Source organism: Cecembia lonarensis LW9, from assembly GCF_000298295.1.
Lineage (GTDB): Bacteria > Bacteroidota > Bacteroidia > Cytophagales > Cyclobacteriaceae > Cecembia > Cecembia lonarensis.
In genome coordinates this window covers 15245-31548 of sequence record NZ_AMGM01000051.1, presented here as the reverse complement: position 1 = coordinate 31548, position 16304 = coordinate 15245, and the positions used below count along the sequence as shown (strand labels likewise).

Below are 16304 nucleotides of genomic sequence, written 5' to 3'. Positions count from 1 at the left end.
TTTTTATGCCTATTTAAGGTCAAACAAGTCTTCTACACCGATCATTCTTTCTACGGTAAATCCTTCGCCATATTTTACCATAATACTATGACCAAACTCTTTGGCCCTGGCTTCGATAAAATCTAAAAATCCTTCGGAAGAAATAAAACTCTCCGGTTCCTTGTTATTCGGATCGTAAAATTGAGATTTAAATGCCTTAATGCTTGCAATTTTGGTTTCCCAAAAAGCAGTTATATCCACTACTAAATCAGGTTTAATATAGTTGTTTTGAATATAATGATAAACAAATTTTGGCCTCCAAGCTTCTTGCTCGACTCCTTGATCTTCGGTTTCAATTTTCCTAAGACCACTCATAAAACAAGCCACAGATGCCAAACTACCTCCCTTACCATGGTCAGGGTGCCTATCACCAACCGCATTGGCTAATACGATTTCAGGTTGATACTTCCTGATGACTTTGATTATTTCCAACTGATGGGCTTCATCGTTTTTAAAAAATATATCCTTGAATCCAAGGTTCTCTCTAGCAACCAATCCAAGAATTTTGGCAGAATTTTCAGATTCTTCCAGTCTAATTTCAGGTGTTCCTCGCGTCCCCATTTCACCTTGAGTCAGATCGAGAATGCCCACCTTATACCCCTTAGCTATATGGGAAGCAATGGTGCCTGAACATGCTAATTCTGCATCGTCAGGATGGGCGGCAATTACCAAAATATCCAGTTTCATTTTTTATTTTTCTATCTAATCCTTAAACGTTGACCAACTCTCAATACAGAATTGGTAGAAATACCATTCAGTCGGGTAATCGTGCTCACCCTTACACCATATCTTCTTGCGATAACACTTAGGTTTTCCCCACTCCTAACCCTGTGGTATACTGCTTCCTGTGCTTTTACCACATGTTCAAAACTGGAAGATGTGATCATGTAGACATCAGATTTCAATTTACCAACATTGAAATCAAACAATTCTGTTGGGTTGATGGAGAGCCCTTGGTACCTTACCTCAAAATGTAAATGAGGCCCCGTACTTCTGCCTGTGTTTCCTCCCAAACCAACTATATCACCTGCTTTTACTTCCTGGCCGACATCAACTGAAATTCTGGACAAATGTCCATATAAGGTTTCCAATCCATTTTTATGCCTAACTACCACAAAGTAGCCATAACCATTACGGTCATAAGACCTCATCCGGACAATGCCATCAAAGGCACTGTAAACAGGATCTCCAACCCTTAACCTTAAATCAGTACCATGATGCCAGCGGTATCTTCTGAATCCAAATTCAGAAGTAATCTGAGTCTCATTCAGTGGAAGTTTCCAATCTGTGCCAAAAAAATTATCATAGAGTTTAACGAATACGGTGTCTTTAAAATCTTTGGGGTCAAAATCATAAATATTAATTTTTTGGCTATCCCAAGATGAAAAATATTCATAAGCAGTAACCCAAATGCTGTCAATTAAAATTTTTTCAGAAACCTGCACCAATTGATTGGTAGGAGCCCAAATCAGTGAAAGTGTGTCTTCAGACACTATACTTAACCTCTTCTTCAGGTTCACATAATCTTTATACAACAAAGAATCTGTTTCTCTCACCACATGTTGAAGGTATTTTTGAGCGTCAAAAAGTCTTATATCCCTTAAGAGTGGATTATTTATCGGCAAATCAGTACTTTGAACCTGTTTGGGTTTTTTAATAATCTTGGGAAAAGTTTGTGCATGGACATTTATTGAGCCCATGCACACCAGCAATAGAAATAATAGTGTATAAAAACCTAATCTCATTCGATTACATTAAACCAATTCCTGCGCAGCCAGATATCTCTCAGCATCCAAGGCAGCCATACAACCTGTTCCGGCGGCCGTAACAGCCTGCCTGTAAATATGATCTTGGGCATCACCACAGGCAAATACCCCTTCTACATTTGTTTTTGTTGAACCAGGAATTGTTTTTATATAGCCATTTTCATCCATATCAATCATATCCTTAAAAATAGCCGTGTTAGGTTCATGGCCTATGGCTACAAAGAAACCGGAAACTTTTAATTCCTTCTTCTCCCCTGTTTGATTATTGAGTACCCGTACACCATTCACCTCTTCCTCTCCTAAAATTTCATCCGTTTCCGTATTCCAGAGAATTTCTATTTTGGGATTATTCATTACTCTTTTTTGCATAATCTGAGAAGCTCTCATTTCATCCCTCCTTACCAGCATATAAACCTTTGAACAGATATTTGCCAAATAAGATGCCTCTTCACATGCGGTATCACCCGCCCCGACAATCGCTACATCCTGCCCTCTAAAGAAAAAACCATCACAAACAGCACAGGCAGATACGCCCTTTCCGTTAAGCCTTTCTTCACTTTCGATCCCAAGCCACTTTGCAGAAGCACCTGTGGAAATGACAACTGTCTCGGCAAGTATTTCCTTTTGGTCATCTACGGTAATGGTATAAGGACGTGCTGAAAAATCAACCTGTGTTACAACACCATATCTTACAGAAGTACCAAACCTCTCAGCCTGTTTTCTAAAGTCTTCCATCATTTCCGGCCCCATAATACCATCAGGGTATCCAGGATAGTTTTCAACATCGGTAGTGATGGTCAATTGGCCTCCCGGCTGACCACCTGTATAGAGTATGGGATTAAGACCTGCCCTTGATGCATAGATAGCAGCTGTATAACCTGCTGGTCCTGAGCCTATAATCAAAACTTTCGCTTTTTCTATTTCAGTTGACATTTAAGTAAATTTTAATGTTAGCAAATTTTAATAAAATAGAGATTACAACAAAGACTAAACTTGTTAAAATTCCCTAATCTCGAAAACCATATTTAATTTGAAAATAGAGTACAGGAATAAAGTAAGTTTAACTTTGCGGTTACAAAAAAAGGGGAAATTTCCCCTTTAATTTGTAATCAATGATACCAAAAGGTATAATTACCCTAAATATGGTTTTAAAGTTTTACTTCTAGATGTATGTCTTAACCTTCTAATAGCCTTTTCTTTAATCTGCCTAACTCTTTCTCTAGTAAGATTAAATTTTTCACCTATCTCCTCTAAAGTCATGGCTTGCTCTCCATTTAATCCGAAATAGAGGGTTATTACATCTGCTTCTCTAGAAGTAAGGGTTGAAAGTGCTCTTTGTACCTCTTTTCTCAAAGAGTCTGTCATCAGACCATCGTCAGGCTTTTCATCACCGTCATTTTCCAATACATCCAGCAAACTGTTTTCTTCACCCTGCACAAAAGGTGCATCCATAGATACGTGTCGGCCAGAAATTTTCATGGTGTCAACCACCTCTCCCGCTGTAACTTCAAGTACTTCTGCCAATTCTTCAGGAGAAGGTTCTCTTTCAAATTTTTGCTCCAGTTCACTGAAAGTTTTGCTGATCTTATTCAAGGAACCCACCCTATTCAATGGCAAGCGGACAATCCTCGACTGTTCAGCCAAAGCCTGAAGAATAGATTGCCTGATCCACCATACGGCATAGGAAATGAATTTGAAACCTCTGGTCTCATCAAATCGCTGTGCGGCTTTAATAAGACCTAAATTTCCTTCATTGATAAGATCTCCTAGAGATAAACCTTGATTTTGGTATTGCTTGGCAACGGAAACGACAAACCTTAGGTTAGCCTTTGTTAGTTTTTCCAATGCCAATTGGTCACCTTCGCGAATTCTCTTGGCCAGTACAACTTCTTCATCTGCAGTAAGCAGGTCCACTTTACCAATTTCCTGAAGGTACTTGTCCAGAGACTGGCTCTCTCTGTTGGTAATCTGTTTGCTAATTTTTAGCTGCCTCATTCGGGGATATTATTTTTCAGTTAGGGTACTAGTAGTAACAGTAATAGTTGAGATTAAAGTTCAAAGTAATCAAATCCTTATGATTGTTAATCTTTTTTATCTGATTTCTCAGGTTTTGGCAATAATACCTTCCTGGATAATTTGAATTTACCTGTTTTTTTATCGACATCAATAAGTTTAACCATTATCTCTTCTCCAGGCTCAAGTACACCTTCCATGTTTTCGAGCCTCTCCCATTTGATTTCGGAGATGTGTAACAGGCCGTCCTTACCTGGCATGAACTCTACGAAAGCTCCAAAAGGCATAATATTTTTGACTTTTCCAGTGTATGTCTCCCCTATTTCCGGTTGAGCCACTATGGCCTTTATGCGGGTGATGGCCCCATTCATAGAGGTTTCGTCATTAGAGAAGATATTGATTTTACCCATGTTGTCTTTTTCTTCAATAACAATGGTAGCTCCAGTATCTTTTTGAATTTCCTGAATTACTTTTCCTCCTGGGCCTATTACCGCACCGATCAATTCTTTTGGAATACTCATATTGAAGGAACGTGGTGCATGTGGCTTAAGATCCGGCCTTGGTGCATCCAAAGTTTTATTAATCTCGTCCAGGATATGTAATCTTCCTGTCCTTGCCTGGAATAATGCTTCTTTTAAAACGTTATAATCCAAGCCTTCAACTTTAAGATCCATCTGACAGGCAGTGATACCTTTGGAAGTACCGGTCACTTTAAAATCCATGTCCCCCAAATGATCCTCATCACCAAGGATATCCGATAAGATGGAATAATTTCCTGTTTTCGCATCTGAAATCATGCCCATTGCTATTCCTGTAACAGGAGCTTTGATTGGAACACCGGCATCCATCATTGCCAAAGACCCTGCACAAACGGTGGCCATTGAAGACGAGCCGTTGGATTCTAAGATATCAGATACCACCCTGATGGTATATGGATTTTCCTCATCCTTGGGCATAACCTTTTTCAAAGCCCTCATCGCCAAATTGCCATGGCCTACTTCTCTACGCCCAGGACCTCTGTTAGGTTTTACCTCACCGGTTGAAAAACCAGGGAAATTGTAATGTAGAAAGAATTTATTGTAACCTGAAATCATGGCACCATCTACCATCTGCTCATCCAATTTGGTTCCCAATGTACAGGTAGTAATTGATTGGGTTTCACCTCTGGTGAAAACAGCTGAACCATGGGCAGAAGGCAAATAGTCTACTACTGACCAAATTGGACGTATCTCGTCCAATTTTCTACCATCAAGTCTTTTCTTTTCATTCAGAGTAAGGTTTCTCGCAGCTTCTTTGTGGATTTTACTGAAATAGGGCCCAATAAGTGATGCCTCATATTCATGCTCTTCACCAAGGCTCTCAATAAAGCCTTCTTTGATGGCTTTGATCATTTCTGATCTTTCTGATTTATTAGCGATTTGCTTACTTACGACACCATAACACTTGTCATACAGTTCAGCATACATTTTATCAAATAAAGCCGGATCAGATTTTTCGTGGCTATAAGCCCTTTTTTCTTCTTTTCCTACCGCCTTTGTCAATTCCATTTGAACCAAGCAGTGCTTTTTAATTTCTTCATGGGCGAATTGAAGGGCTTCCACCATTTCATCTTCAGAAATTTCGTCCGCCTCACCCTCTACCATTAAAATATAATCATTGGAACCTGCCACTATGAATTCCAAAGAAGCTGACTCCAGCTCTGCAGGACTAGGGTTTATTTTTAGTTTCCCATTGATTTTGGCTACACGCACTTCTGAAATTGGACCATTGAAGGGAATATCAGAAACTGCTAAAGCTGCAGAAGCGGCCAGTCCGGCCAAACAATCAGGAAGCACCTCACTGTCTGCAGACATCAAGGTGATGTTAATTTGCGTATCCGCGTGATAATCATCTGGAAAAATTGGCCTAATTGCCCTGTCAACGATACGGCTTATAAGGATTTCATAATCTGAAAGACGGCCTTCTCTTTTCAAAAATCCACCAGGAATTTTTCCTGAAGCGGCAAATTTCTCTTGATAATCAACAGACATGGGTAGAAAATCCACCCCTTCTTGCGCCTCCGGCTTGGAAACTACTGTTGCTAAAAGCATAGCCTTTCCCATTCTTACTACAACAGAACCATCTGCCTGCTTTGCCAAGGCACCGGTTTCAATTGTAATTTCTCTTCCATCCGCTAGATGAATGGACTTTGTAATCAAATTAGGTAACATAGAATTTTGTTAAGAAATAATGTAGTAAAGATTTAAAAGTAAGGCTTAATATCAAGGGGAAAATAAAAAAGTAAGGTTCTCTCCCTGAGAACCTTACATGTAGGTAGTTATTTACGTATTCCAAGTTCTGCGATTATTGATCTATATCTTTCAATATCATTCTTGATCAAATAATCCAGCAATCTTCTTCTCTTTCCAACCAACTTCATCAAACTTAATCTTGATGCATGGTCTTTTTTGTTGATTTTCAAGTGCTCAGTCAAATGCTTAATCCTGTAAGTAAACAACGAAATCTGGGATTCCGGTGATCCAGTGTCAGTTTCAGCTTTTAACCTGCCATGATTTTTGAACAACTCTGCTTTTTTCTCTGAGGTTAAATACATGTCTAGTTAAATTATTTTGTTTTAAAACAGTTGCAAAGTTAATATGTATCTTTTGATTTTAAAAGCAATTAATGGCTTTTAACGAGGATTCTTCTGAAAAACAGTTTCATTTTTTTGAAAAACTCCAAGTAATAATCAACTTCAAACAATCGTGCGTCTTTACGTGCCTGTTTGAGAAAAAATAATCCAAAGGGTAAAAGCACGATTATGGAAAACCAGGTTCCAAACAAGGGGTCCGTTACACCCTCCTTTGCCCATTTTTCCCCAGTGATGGTGAGCATGTAATAAACAATAAAAAATATAATGGAAACCAGCACGGGCATGCCCAATCCGCCTTTTTTAATGATTGCACCTAAAGGTGCGCCTATCAAAAACATAACCATACAAGCAACTGCAGTAGTATATTTTTGAAACCATGCAATCTGAAACCTTCTATACTCCCTTTCCAGATTACTGATTTGACCAAGTTTGCTACTGAAATTATTCTTTAAGGTCCTGGCATTATTCATCGCAACAGTTGCAGCCCTGGTTTTATAATTCCCATCTTGTATAAGGGAGTCAAATCTCGCCTTCATTTCAGGCGTAAACTCGGTAATTTTACTGGCAACCTGCACAACTGAGGCCGGTATGATAAGAGCTGTATCTGAAGCAATTGGCTCTTCTTGGATATTTTTTTGCAAGGGTATGTTGGCAGAAGTATCCATTTGGACTTCTTTTGGAACCGAGAAACTTAAATTTGTCGAAATAGAATCCAAAATAGGAAATTCCTCTGCTCCCACATTGTCATCATTTTTAATGGCTAGTGCCATAGAATCCATAGGGAAAAGTGTGGAATCAATCTGAGAACTGATAGCTGCTTTAAAAGTTGTGTCTCTTTGTTCCAGGGTTGATTTGGTCAACTCCCGTACCCTCTTCCTTTCTTCTCGAAGGGAATCATACAAAGATTTACGTTCGGTAATATCTGCAGGGGGCTTTATTTTATTGTTTCTTCCAAAAAAGCTGTAGGATGTTTCAGTAGTCAGGTAATTGTAATAAATGATGCTATTTACTTCACCGGCTATAGAATCCAGGCCTTGTCTCAATTGGGCAATGTTCATAATTGACCTATTGGTGGACCACAGGTCCTCAGGGGTCCGGTTGAGCTGAAATGATTCCAAGTTAAAAATCATCTCATTTTCAGAAAAATTAGTTCTACTGAAATCGACTGGTTTTTCGCTGATTCCTCTTGAAGCTCTGGACTCCTTGTAACTGATACCATTGTATAAGGTCAGACGCATATAACGATCATTGAAAAAAGGTTCCATTCTACCAGAATCTGCCAAAATAACATTAATATTACCCTGTCCGGATGAATGATCATAAATAATAATATCCCTTAACCGTACATCATCCAGTTTTTTATTCACCTTGATGCTGTAGTTTGGGATGCCTGCATAAAAAACGCCTTCCTTTATATCCAAAGCAGGGGACTTCATCCTTATGTCATAAAGTAGACTAAAAGTCTTTAGGTTGACTTTAGGTACTAGATAGTTGTTGGATAAATAGGCAAATACGGTAAGCACCGCTACAAAAACTGCAATAGGCCTCAACGCCCTCAGTAAAGAAATCCCACTGGCTTTGATGGCTGTGAGTTCGAAGTGTTCCCCTAAGTTCCCAAAAGTCATCAGGGAAGACAATAAGACAGCTAAAGGGAAGGCCATTGGTGAAATACTGATAACAAAGTAAGAAATGAGCTCAACATAGATCATAAAGCCCAATCCTTTGCCAAATATTTCGTCAAAATACTTCAGCATATTTACGGTAAGCAGAATAAAATCCACCACCACAAAGGTCAAAAAGAAGGGTCCTATAAATGAACCCAGTATTAACTTATCCAGTTTTTTCATTCGCAACTATGCCCTTCTAAACTTGGTAACGGCAAAGTTGATAATATTATTCAATTTTCCCTCAAAAAAAGCCATATTAACCACCAATGATTTCTTTTAAATGGTTCACTAAGTTTCCCCATATAGATTCCAATTCCTCATCATCATAGGAGTCACTGTAGTCGATGACTTTTAAAAACAGCGTTTGGGTCAATTCATTTTCTTCCAATTTAAATTCAATGTATGAATGATCTTTCTCCTCTGGATTATGTGGATCAAAAAAATCAAATTTCACATGGTAATTACCTCTTAATGCAACGATTCTGGCATGGTGTTCTTCACCATCAAAGTGAAAAATATAATCCTTGTCTTCGTTGATAGAAACATCATCTGCAAACCATTCTGCAAGCCCGCTTGCAGTACTCAAATAAGGAAATAGAATCTTCCTAGAAGTATTGATTTGATAATCAGCAACAAACTTATTTTTCACCATGATCGTATTATTTTAATTCATAAAAATTCACATTTTTTACACTTTTTTGTTTGCAATTCATAAAGCAAGCCCTCATATTTGCATTCCGATTTGGCGAGGTAGCTCAGTTGGTTAGAGCGCAGGATTCATAACCCTGAGGTCAGGGGTTCAACTCCCCTCCTCGCTACTCACAAGCCCCACTTTTGGGGCTTTTTTGTTTAATCTTTATTTACCCATGTTCTGCGTTTACGTACTCTATTCTTTTTCCGCAAACAAACTCTACACAGGGATGACCACAGATCTTATCACCAGGTTCAAGTTCCACAACTCCAAATCCACAAAGGGTTAATAGGAAGAAGCAGCTATAAGTTGAATACAAACCCGATATTATAGCCGCTTTTGTAATATACTAAAAATAGAGATATGGATAGGAAATTTTTATAAAATAACCAAACAAAAAAGGGCCCCAAATCTTTGGGACCCTTTAATTAAAGTAAGAATGCCTTCTTACTTTACTTTTTCAACTACAGCTTTGAATGCCTCGGGATGATTCATGGCTAAGTCTGCAAGAACTTTTCTGTTCAATTCAATTTCACCTTTTTTCAACATACCCATAAATTGAGAATAAGAGATACCGTGTTGTCTGGCACCTGCATTGATACGCTGAATCCATAAAGCCCTGAATTCTCTTTTCTTGGCTTTTCTGTCTCTGTAAGCGTACTGTAAACCTTTTTCGTACTTGTTTTTGGCTACTGTCCAAACGTTTTTACCTCTTCCGAAATAGCCTTTGGTTGCTTTAAGGACTTTTTTTCTTCTTGCTCTTGAAGCAACTGCATTTACTGATCTTGGCATAATTTTAATTTTTTTGACCCTAGGTGCCTATCGGACTTTTTAACCTCAGCGTCTGGTGAATAAATAAACCTTAATTGTTTAAAGGAAAAAGAATCAGATTATCCGATTCTAAGCATGGCTTTCACTCTGCCCTCATCAGACTCATGAACCATACCCATTTGAGTCAGATTTCTCTTTCTCTTGGTAGATTTTTTAGTCAAAATATGGCTTTTGTAAGCATGCTTCCTTCTGATTTTGCCGGTTCCGGTTAACTTGAACCTTTTTTTGGCACTTGATTTTGTTTTTACTTTAGGCATAACTGTATTTGTTTGTTGAAAATTATTTCTTAGAAGCCTTAGGAGCTAGGAACAAAAACATACGTTTGCCTTCCAACTTCGGAAGCTGCTCAACTTGAGCGTATTCCTCCAACTCCTGTGCAAATTTCAATAATAACATTTCTCCCCTTTCCTTGAAGACAATAGACCTACCAACAAAGTGAACATAAGCCTTAACCTTAGCACCTTCCTTAAGGAAATTAATCGCATGCTTCAATTTAAAATTGAAATCATGATCATCGGTGTTTGGCCCAAACCTTATCTCTTTTAAAACAGTTTTAGAAGCATTTGCTTTGATCTCTTTCTGCTTTTTTTTCTGCTCATACTTAAACTTAGCGTAGTCAATCACCTTACAGACTGGTGGACTGGCATTTGGGGAAATTTCCACAAGATCAAGCTCATTTTCCTGAGCGATTTTCAATGCTTCAGATAATGAAAGAACGGCATTACCGCCCTCCACGAAATCACCAACTACCCTAACCTCTCTTGCTCTGATTTTTTCGTTGACTTTGTAGGGTTCTTCTTGTCTCTGTCTAAACGGTGTTCTTCCTCTCAAAATTTTATGGTTGTTTTAATGAAATTGCCTGCAAATATCGGAATAAATTTGAGATTTTAAAAATCTCAAGCTTTTTCACTGTAAAATTTATTTTGTCAATGAAGCTTCGATGATCCCTTTAAAATGGGCTACAAATTCTGATAGGCTCAAACTGCCCAAATCACCCTGACCATGCTTTCTAACAGAAACTTTTTCTTCTTCCTGTTCTTTTTCCCCAACAATCAGCATAAATGGTATTTTCTTTACTTCAGCATCTCTGATTTTCCGCCCGATTTTTTCGTCCCTGTTGTCAATGGCACCCATGATGTCCTGATCTTCCAACAAAGATTTGATCTGCTCTGCATAAGCAATATACTTCTCAGAAATCGGAAGTATGATTACCTGATCAGGAGAAAGCCATAATGGGAAATTACCGGCACAGTGTTCAATCAAAACAGCTACAAAACGCTCCAAAGAACCAAAAGGTGCTCTATGGATCATCACAGGCCTGTGTTTTTGATTATCCGAACCAATGTATTCTAACTGAAAGCGTTCAGGAAGGTTGTAATCCACCTGAATGGTACCCAACTGCCATTTTCTGCCCAAGGCATCCTTGACCATAAAGTCCAGCTTTGGACCATAAAATGCCGCCTCACCCAATTCGGTGACAGTCTCCAAACCCCTTTCAGCAGCTGCTTCAATAATAGCCGCTTCTGCTTTGTTCCAAGCTTCATCGGAACCTATATATTTATCCCTATCATCAGGATCCCTAAGGGAAATCTGTGCAGTGAAATCCTCAAAACCCAAGGCTTTAAACACATAAAGCACCAAGTCAATCACTTTAATAAACTCTTCCTTTACCTGATCAGGTCTACAGAATATATGGGCATCATCCTGTGTAAAGCCCCTGACCCTGGTCAATCCATGTAACTCACCACTCTGCTCGTAACGATACACAGTTCCAAACTCCGCATACCGGATCGGAAGGTCCTTGTAGGATCTCGGTTTGTGCTTGTATATCTCACAATGATGCGGACAGTTCATGGGTTTCAACAAAAACTCCTCCCCTTCATTTGGCGTTGCTATGGGCTGAAATGAATCTTTTCCGTATTTCTCGTAATGACCAGATGTTTCATACAAAGCCTTATGACCAATATGAGGCGTGACTACCTGCTGGTAACCGGATTTGTCCTGTGCACGCTTCATAAAAGCTACAAGACGCTCCCTTAAAAGTGTTCCTTTTGGCAACCAAAGCGGTAAACCCATACCCACCTTCTCAGAAAAGGTAAACAATTCCAATTCCCGGCCCAATTTCCTGTGGTCACGCTTCTTAGCCTCTTCCAGCATGTGCAGGTATTCCTGCAATTCCTTCGCTTTAGGGAAAGTGATCCCATAAATTCTGGTCAACATTTTATTTTTTTCATCCCCTCGCCAATAAGCACCGGCAATATTCAAAAGCTTCGCTGCCTTGATAAAACCGGTATTGGGAATATGGGGACCACGGCAAAGGTCAACAAAGTTGCCCTGCTCATAAAAAGTAATGGACCCATCCTCTAGTCCATCAATCAGGTCCAGCTTATATTCATCTCCTTTTTCTGTGAAATAGCTGATGGCATCTTTTTTTGATACTTCCTTGCGGATATATTCATTCTTTTCTCTGGCCAATTCCATCATTTTGGCCTCTATTTTCTCCAGTTCAGCACCTTCCAGTGGCTTATCTCCAAAATCCACATCATAGTAAAAGCCGTTTTCTATTGGAGGCCCAATACCAAATTTGACTCCGGGATAAAGCGCTTCCAAGGCTTCAGCCATTAAGTGCGCTGAGGAATGCCAAAAAGTGTTTTTGCCGTCTGCATCATTCCAGGTCAAAAGCTGTACGCTAGCGTCCTGATAAATAGCACGGGTAGCATCCCAAACCTCCCCGTTAACTTTCGCTGCAAGTACGTTTCTGGCCAAACCCTCGCTGATACTACCTGCAATCTGTAGCCCTGAAACTCCTTTTTCATACTCCCTGACTGAACCGTCAGGAAGGGTAATCTTGATTTGTTGGTTAGACATTTAATGTTTTGATAAATGAAACATGGCACCTTTACAAACAGATGCTTTATGGCTGCAAATATGGGAATTCAAAAGCGCTAAAAAAAGAGCATTCCTAAATCCTCTTCTTTTTTTAAGAAGCCATGTATATTTGTCCTAAGAATATTGATTTATGAAATACGACATCATCATCATTGGCGGGGGGATAGTTGGACTCGCTACCGGACTAAAAATAAAACAGAAAAACCAAAAGCTTAAAGTAGCCATACTGGAGAAAGAGGAAGAAGTAGCCAAACATCAGACCGGCAACAACTCAGGAGTCATCCATTCTGGACTCTATTACAAACCAGGGTCGCTCAAAGCCATCAATTGTATCAATGGATATCATGAACTTATCCGGTTCTGTGATGAAGAAAATATTCCCTACGAATTGACCGGTAAAGTGGTGGTGGCCACTAAGCCGGAACAAATCCCAATCCTCAATGGACTGTATGACAGGGCCCTGCAGAATGGATTGGAGGGTACAAAAAAGATTACCTTGGATGAGCTCAAGGAATATGAGCCTTACTGTGCAGGTGTGGCCGCTTTTCATGTGCCCCAGACAGGTATTGTGGATTACAAAGTGGTAGCCCAACATTATGCCAAAAAATTTGAATCCCTTGGAGGTGAAATTTTCCTGAATAAGACTGTAAAAGGCATCAAGACCTTGAATGGGGTTTCTTATATCCGAACCCAACATCAGGAATTTGCTACCCAACTTGTGGTCAATTGTGCTGGTTTGTATTCAGACAAAATTGCCCAAATGACACAGGAGGAGCCCATCGATGTCCGCATTATCCCCTTCAGAGGGGAATACTTTAAAATCAAAAAGGAACGGGAATATTTGGTCAAAAATCTGATCTATCCGGTACCCGACCCCAATTTCCCATTCTTAGGCGTTCACTTTACCCGAATGATGAAAGGGGGAGTTGAAGCAGGTCCAAATGCGGTTTTGGCTTTTAAAAGAGAGGGGTACAAACGTTCCCAGGTCAACTTAGCCGAATTGAGCGAAACGTTGGCCTGGCCTGGATTCCAGAAGGTAGCCTCAAAATATTGGAAAACCGGCATGGGAGAATTGTTCCGTTCCTTTTCGAAGAAGGCTTTTACGGAGGCCCTGCAGGAATTGATCCCGGATATCAAGGAGTCCGATTTGGTGGATGGCGGTGCTGGTGTCAGGGCCCAGGCCTGTGACAAGACAGGTGGATTATTGGATGATTTCTGTATCCGAGAGAATGAAAATGCCATCAATATCCTCAACGCCCCCTCTCCTGCTGCCACGAGTTCATTGGCCATAGGAGAAACAGTGAGTGATTTGGTTTTGAAGAGGTTTTGACTTGTTTAAAAATGAACTGCGGTAAAAAAAACGTTTTAATTCCAACTATTTTTTTGCTACTTTTCACTAAAGTTGTTTTGAATTAGGCTTAAATTTTAATGTATGTTGACTTATAAAATTCATTTAAATAAAGAAGCAGAAGGTGGTTATACAGTTTCCGTACCAGCTCTTCCAGGTTGCATCACCTATGGAGAAACTGTTGATGAGGCAATTTCAATGGCTAAAGAAGCTATTGAATTATACATCGAAGAATTGAGAGAGCGAGGTGAAACTATACCTGATGATCGAAATACCCTAGAATACTCTTTGACTTTAGAGGAAATATGAATTTAAGTCCAAGGAATCTGATAAGGATTTTGGAACAACATGGATTTGTTTTTAAAAGATCTAAAGGATCTCACCACCTTTACTTCAATTCCACAACAAATAAAACCATCATAGTACCTGTGCATGGTAGCAAAGATTTAAAAAAAGGAACTTTTTTAGCTATTCTAAAACAAGCAGGAATTGATAAAAACACATTACAGTGAAGGTTGGTAAAATCCTTAAAACCTCTCTATTCCACTGACCATTTAACGGCATTTTCCAGCATCTGTATAAATGCATCATGTTCCCAAGCAGACGCATCATGGCCTATAGAAGTATAGAACGTTTTTCCTTTAACAATATTCTTATACCATGCGACAGGATGGTCTTTTCCCATTCCAAAGTTTTTACTCCTTATCAAAAAGAAATTTCCATCGGGATCAATCTTTTCTCCATCAATGGTATAAACAATCCTAAATCCTTGAATTCTTGGATTGCTAAAAAAAACGTACCATTCATCGGCATGCGCCCAGGTATCTGGCAAACCCTTCTTCAATGAAGGGCTTATATCAGGCTCCAAAAACAAATCAGTTTCCTGAATTTGATTTTTTATAGGATGATGTGAAAATTTAGCCCCAATTAAATTTTCCTCATACCAGTCCCATCGGTGGGAATCATCACCTGCACCATGTATCCCCAAAAGCATTCCCCCCTCTTCAACATAATTCTCCAATAGTTGTTGCTGTTCATCATTAAGAACCCTACCTGTTGAATTATTAAAAATGACCACATCAAATTTGGGAAGCTGTTCCTCATTAAAGACACCTCCGGCTTCGGTTTCATATAGAAACCAATCATTTTTGACAGCCATTTCTGAAAAAGCTTTCTTCCCAGCATCAATCGAGGCATCATGTCTAAACCCTGTTGTTTTTGAAAACAAAAGCACTTTGATTTTTCTTTCTTTTGGAAATTCTATTTCAGGGATTAAAGTCTCAAATCTTACCGGGAAACCATATTTTACTTTGTAAATCAGAAAACCACCAATAAACACTAAAGCTATAAATAATGAAAAGACTGTCCATGCCAAAACTTTTATGAATTTTTTAATCAGGTGCTGATAGATTATTTTTAATAATTTAAAAGATTTTGTTCATACATCAGGTTCTGAGAAACTCCAAAAACCTCATCTCTGCCCAAGTAAACTCCTCTCCTTTGATTTGAAAACCCGTGTGTCCACCCCTTTTGGGCATTTCCAAAAAAATATGGTCGGATTTTTCTGCTATTTTAACAGGAAAACATCGGTCATACAACAAAGGGTCATTGAGTGCATTTATTATCAAGGTAGGAGTCTGAATGTTAGGCATCCATTGGTCTGCAGAGACGGAATGGTAAAAATCCCTGGCATCCTTAAACCCATGGACTTTGGCGGTAAAATGGGTATCGAAAGTATCAAAATCCTTTACCCTTTGTAGCAAATCCAAATCCACCAACCCTGGAAACTGTTGTCCTTTGATTTGCATTTTTGCCCTCAGTTTGTCCAAAAACCGCTTCTTATAAAAAGCATTTTTCCTCCACCTCAAGGTAGCTGCCGAATCAGGAAGGTTACAAGGGGTAGAATAAACAGCTGCTTTTTTAACTTTGGGATTCAGGTCAAGTCCTTTTTCTCCGAGATACTTCAAAGTCTGTGCCCCTCCCATACTGATACCTACCATGTAATATTCTCTGTAAGTCTGGGTCCTTTCTATATGGTCTATGACCGTCTCCAAATCATAGGAAGCCCCGTGATGGTACAATACCGGTCTTTGGTTCATCTCACCGCTACAAGACCTGTTGTTCCATGCCAGGACATCAAAGCCCTGTTGGTTGAATAGCTTGGCCAAAGCCTTGGCATAGTGCCTTTCGGAACTTCCTTCCAGTCCATGGGAAATGATCAGTAATTTCTCTGACCCCACTTTAGACCAGTCTATATCCAAAAAATCCTCATCAGGAGTAGCAATTCTTTCCCTTTTATAATTTACTCCCTCAATTTTCCGGAAGATACTGGGGACTATGGTTTCCAAATGCCCATTAAAAAGCAAAAATGGTGGATTCTTATAGGTGGATGTTTTGATCAGGGGCATTTTATACTTTTTATTCCTCC

At 39.3% G+C, this 16304-nt stretch carries 18 protein-coding genes and 1 tRNA gene; 5 read left to right on the top strand and 14 right to left on the bottom strand.

Annotated elements, in window-relative coordinates:
- Nucleotides 1–9: 9 nt before the first annotated feature.
- The 8 genes from bshB1 to B879_RS14375 all read right to left on the bottom strand — a co-directional run bounded on the left by bshB1 (nucleotide 10) and on the right by B879_RS14375 (nucleotide 8769).
- A complete protein-coding gene (bshB1, locus tag B879_RS14410) occupies nucleotides 10–726 on the bottom strand; it encodes a bacillithiol biosynthesis deacetylase BshB1 (protein WP_009185929.1) in 717 nt (238 codons plus the stop codon).
- 11 nt (nucleotides 727–737) lie between these two features.
- The gene (locus B879_RS14405; protein WP_009185928.1) at nucleotides 738–1784 is read right to left on the bottom strand and encodes a M23 family metallopeptidase; all 1047 of its coding nucleotides are present in this window, start codon (nucleotides 1782–1784) and stop codon (nucleotides 738–740) included.
- A gap of 9 nt (nucleotides 1785–1793) precedes the next feature.
- Nucleotides 1794–2738, bottom strand: coding sequence for a thioredoxin-disulfide reductase (gene trxB / locus B879_RS14400; RefSeq protein ID WP_009185927.1), 945 nt, complete (start codon nucleotides 2736–2738; stop codon nucleotides 1794–1796).
- A gap of 198 nt (nucleotides 2739–2936) precedes the next feature.
- Nucleotides 2937–3800, bottom strand: coding sequence for a sigma-70 family RNA polymerase sigma factor (locus tag B879_RS14395; protein ID WP_009185926.1), 864 nt, complete (start codon nucleotides 3798–3800; stop codon nucleotides 2937–2939).
- An 86-nt stretch (nucleotides 3801–3886) separates the two neighbouring features.
- Complete coding sequence (pnp, locus tag B879_RS14390; protein ID WP_009185925.1) at nucleotides 3887–6028, bottom strand: polyribonucleotide nucleotidyltransferase; 2142 nt, start codon at nucleotides 6026–6028, stop codon at nucleotides 3887–3889.
- Nucleotides 6029–6135: 107 nt separating this feature from the next.
- On the bottom strand, nucleotides 6136–6411 hold the full coding sequence (gene rpsO / locus B879_RS14385) for a 30S ribosomal protein S15 (protein WP_009185924.1): 276 nt from the start codon (nucleotides 6409–6411) through the stop codon (nucleotides 6136–6138).
- Nucleotides 6412–6479: 68 nt separating this feature from the next.
- The gene (locus B879_RS14380; RefSeq protein WP_009185923.1) at nucleotides 6480–8297 is read right to left on the bottom strand and encodes an LptF/LptG family permease; all 1818 of its coding nucleotides are present in this window, start codon (nucleotides 8295–8297) and stop codon (nucleotides 6480–6482) included.
- Between the two features lie 76 nt (nucleotides 8298–8373).
- Complete coding sequence (locus B879_RS14375) at nucleotides 8374–8769, bottom strand: START-like domain-containing protein (RefSeq protein WP_009185922.1); 396 nt, start codon at nucleotides 8767–8769, stop codon at nucleotides 8374–8376.
- Nucleotides 8770–8861: 92 nt separating this feature from the next.
- Here B879_RS14375 and B879_RS14370 point away from each other — a divergent pair.
- Nucleotides 8862–8935 (top strand) — tRNA-Met (locus tag B879_RS14370).
- A 48-nt stretch (nucleotides 8936–8983) separates the two neighbouring features.
- Entirely contained in the window at nucleotides 8984–9097 is a 114-nt protein-coding gene (locus tag B879_RS23440; RefSeq protein ID WP_083847954.1) for a GIY-YIG nuclease family protein, read from the top strand.
- 158 nt (nucleotides 9098–9255) lie between these two features.
- On the opposite strand, the gene rplT is transcribed toward B879_RS23440, so the two are convergent.
- The 4 genes from rplT to thrS form a co-directional block, all read right to left on the bottom strand.
- Nucleotides 9256–9600, bottom strand: coding sequence for a 50S ribosomal protein L20 (gene rplT, locus B879_RS14365; RefSeq protein WP_009185921.1), 345 nt, complete (start codon nucleotides 9598–9600; stop codon nucleotides 9256–9258).
- A gap of 98 nt (nucleotides 9601–9698) precedes the next feature.
- Nucleotides 9699–9896: a 50S ribosomal protein L35 gene (gene rpmI, locus B879_RS14360; protein ID WP_009185920.1), complete on the bottom strand. Its 198-nt coding sequence runs from the start codon at nucleotides 9894–9896 to the stop codon at nucleotides 9699–9701.
- A 22-nt stretch (nucleotides 9897–9918) separates the two neighbouring features.
- Complete coding sequence (gene infC, locus B879_RS14355; RefSeq protein ID WP_009185919.1) at nucleotides 9919–10470, bottom strand: translation initiation factor IF-3; 552 nt, start codon at nucleotides 10468–10470, stop codon at nucleotides 9919–9921.
- A gap of 87 nt (nucleotides 10471–10557) precedes the next feature.
- On the bottom strand, nucleotides 10558–12507 hold the full coding sequence (gene thrS / locus B879_RS14350; RefSeq protein ID WP_009185918.1) for a threonine--tRNA ligase: 1950 nt from the start codon (nucleotides 12505–12507) through the stop codon (nucleotides 10558–10560).
- Nucleotides 12508–12658: 151 nt separating this feature from the next.
- Between thrS and lhgD the strand changes: the two genes are divergently transcribed.
- From lhgD to B879_RS14335, 3 genes are all read left to right on the top strand, one after another.
- Nucleotides 12659–13858: an L-2-hydroxyglutarate dehydrogenase gene (gene lhgD, locus B879_RS14345; RefSeq protein ID WP_009185917.1), complete on the top strand. Its 1200-nt coding sequence runs from the start codon at nucleotides 12659–12661 to the stop codon at nucleotides 13856–13858.
- Between the two features lie 102 nt (nucleotides 13859–13960).
- Nucleotides 13961–14185 (top strand): type II toxin-antitoxin system HicB family antitoxin, encoded by a 225-nt coding sequence (locus B879_RS14340; RefSeq protein ID WP_009185916.1) that lies wholly within the window; start codon nucleotides 13961–13963, stop codon nucleotides 14183–14185.
- A complete protein-coding gene (locus tag B879_RS14335) occupies nucleotides 14182–14388 on the top strand; it encodes a type II toxin-antitoxin system HicA family toxin (protein WP_009185915.1) in 207 nt (68 codons plus the stop codon). The genes B879_RS14340 and B879_RS14335 overlap by 4 nt, the downstream gene beginning before the upstream one ends.
- 26 nt (nucleotides 14389–14414) lie before the next feature.
- Here the strand turns inward: B879_RS14335 and B879_RS14330 are convergent, their stop codons facing one another.
- Both B879_RS14330 and B879_RS14325 read right to left on the bottom strand, forming a co-directional pair.
- The gene (locus tag B879_RS14330; protein ID WP_009185914.1) at nucleotides 14415–15251 is read right to left on the bottom strand and encodes a ThuA domain-containing protein; all 837 of its coding nucleotides are present in this window, start codon (nucleotides 15249–15251) and stop codon (nucleotides 14415–14417) included.
- Nucleotides 15252–15321: 70 nt separating this feature from the next.
- Nucleotides 15322–16284 carry a YheT family hydrolase gene (locus tag B879_RS14325; RefSeq protein ID WP_009185913.1) on the bottom strand — a complete coding sequence of 321 codons (963 nt, stop codon included), beginning with the start codon at nucleotides 16282–16284 and terminating at the stop codon, nucleotides 15322–15324.
- Nucleotides 16285–16304 lie beyond the last annotated feature (20 nt).